Origin of the sequence: Bacteroides sp. MSSM.1001136sp1_RTP21357st2_D2_RTP21359_211015, from assembly GCF_040913205.1 — a bacterium.
Classification (GTDB): Bacteria; Bacteroidota; Bacteroidia; order Bacteroidales; family Bacteroidaceae; genus Bacteroides; species Bacteroides ovatus.
In genome coordinates this window covers 1-2,229 of sequence record NZ_JBDFVF010000072.1, presented here as the reverse complement: position 1 = coordinate 2,229, position 2,229 = coordinate 1, and the positions used below count along the sequence as shown (strand labels likewise).

Here is a 2,229-nt window from a genome sequence, read left to right as displayed (position 1 = left end):
GCCTGTAAGACTAAAAAAACATTATCCCGATATCTACGAGAAATTCCTTTCCGCATATCAGGCAAGTGAAGAATAAGCAAAAAAAGGCGCTGTAAAAAAACGCGCAATAAAAAAAGACTGCAACCACCCTTAAAAGGGTAGGAAAGCAGTCTTTTTTGTGGTATAATAAATTTGATGAAAAAATACCAACAAGAATATAATACACCATATCAATTAAAATTTCCTATAGAAATTGAAAAAATTATTGAAACAACAGATCCAGTATATACATTTTGTGAAGTTATTGATCATATTGACCTAAATAAATACCTGACGACTGAGGAACGCAGGACAGGCAGACCAAGATATGATGAAAAAACTTTGCTAAAAGTAATACTGTTCGCATTCATGGAAAATGGCTATGAATCATTAAGGAAAATAGAAAAGCTGTGCAAAACAGATATCCGTTTTATGTGGTTATTACAGGACGAAGCGCCGCCAAGCCATATGACGATAGACAATTTTATGAACAATGTGCTTAACGGAAAAATAGAAGAGATATTCGCTGACATCAATGCTTACATATTTGAACAAGAAAACGTAGATATGGATCATGTGTACATAGACGGAACAAAGATCACAGCCAACGCCAACAAATACAGCTGGGTATGGAAAAAGAGCTGTGAGAAAAATCGCGTGAAAGTATTTGCAAAGATAACAGAACTGTTAAGTGAGATAAATAAAAGAATAGCCGCATTTGGTGTGAAATTTGGAGTTCGCGAAGAATATGCCATCGAATATCTCGAACAGATATTGAAGCAATATATACAGCTTTGCGGTTTTGATCCTGCTTCTGCTGTCAGGGGACGTGGACATCATAAAACTCCAGAACAGCGATATTATGATAAGCTTACAAGTTACATTGCGAGACTAAAAAAGTATGCAGAGCACATAAAAATATGCGGCAATGAACGAAACAGTTATTCCAAAACAGACCATGATGCAACATTTATGCGTATGAAAAAAGACTATATGGAAAACGATCAACTGCTCCCAGGTTACAACATACAATTTGGCGTTTGCGATGAGTATATCGCCGTATATGACGTAAAGCAGTATGCCTCGGATATGGATTGCTTCAAGCCGCTTATGGAAAAATTCCACAGAATATATGGAAAGTATCCTGAATATCCAGTTACCGACGCAGGCTATGGAAGCTTCAACAACTATCTGTACTGCGAAGAACACGGAATGGGAAAATACATGAAATTCACCATGTATGAAAAAGAAAGCAAGAATATTAAATACCATAATGATCCATACAGAGCAGTGAATTTCCGCATAGATGAAAATGGTGATCTGGTGTGTCCTAACAACAAAAAATTCCATTACGTTTACAGCAGACCCATAAAGGGAAACAAATATGGGAGAACAGAAGAATTCTATCAGTGTGAAGAATGTGCAAACTGTTCTCATAAAGAAAAGTGCTGCAAATGCAAGGGAAATCGCATAGTTCGCATACATAGTTCGCATAAATGAAGAATTGACAGCATTTCACAAAGAGGTTTTAAACAATCTTAATTGTATTCATGGAGCGCTTCTCAGAATGAACAGAAGCATTCAATCTGAAGGTGCAAATGGTATCATCAAGTGGAATCGGTCATACACAAGAGCCAGAAGACGTGGCTTAAATGCCATGAATTTAGAAATTGCGATGATTTGCTGTGGTTTTAATCTGCATAAATTTCACTTGAAGAAGATCGCAATCAGAAAAGCAGCCTGAAAAAGATATTTTTCAACATTTTAATAATCGGCAAAAAGCGCTGTATTTTCTGCCGGTGTGTTTGCTATACCCTTTTTTCAAGATTAGATAGTTCTTTTTTGCTGTGTGATATATTAAAGCCCGTGGGCTTCCATATCGAGGAAATCCACGGGCTTTGTTGCGCTTTTTTTACAGCGCCTTTATTTATCAGTTATAACCGCAGGCAAGCCGTTTCTCAAACTCAGCCGCAGGCAGAGGCTTGTCAAACACAAAGCCCTGAACAGCGTCACAGCCAACTTCTCTGAGATAGTCAAGCTGCTGCTCAGTTTCAACTCCCTCGGCGATAGTTTCCTTGCCAAGCTTTTTAACCATTTTCATAATGTAATAGAACATTATAAGATCTTTATCCTTGCCCTCATAATCCTTTTCAAGAGGAATAAAGGACTTGTCTATCTTTATTACCTGCAGATCAACGTTCTTTATCATAT

At 37.3% G+C, this 2,229-nt stretch carries 3 protein-coding genes; 2 read left to right on the top strand and 1 reads right to left on the bottom strand.

What is annotated here, in order from left to right:
• The first annotated feature begins 174 nt into the window (after positions 1-174).
• Both AB5217_RS24740 and AB5217_RS24735 read left to right on the top strand, forming a co-directional pair.
• Positions 175-1,518, top strand: a complete 1,344-nt coding sequence (locus AB5217_RS24740; RefSeq protein ID WP_368117394.1) for a transposase — start codon at positions 175-177, stop codon at positions 1,516-1,518.
• Between the two features lie 4 nt (positions 1,519-1,522).
• Positions 1,523-1,762 carry a transposase gene (locus AB5217_RS24735; RefSeq protein ID WP_368117393.1) on the top strand — a complete coding sequence of 80 codons (240 nt, stop codon included), beginning with the start codon at positions 1,523-1,525 and terminating at the stop codon, positions 1,760-1,762.
• 186 nt (positions 1,763-1,948) lie between these two features.
• Here AB5217_RS24735 and AB5217_RS24730 read toward each other — a convergent pair.
• The coding region (locus AB5217_RS24730) for an EAL domain-containing protein (protein WP_368117392.1) at positions 1,949-2,229 on the bottom strand (281 nt) is incomplete at its 5' end.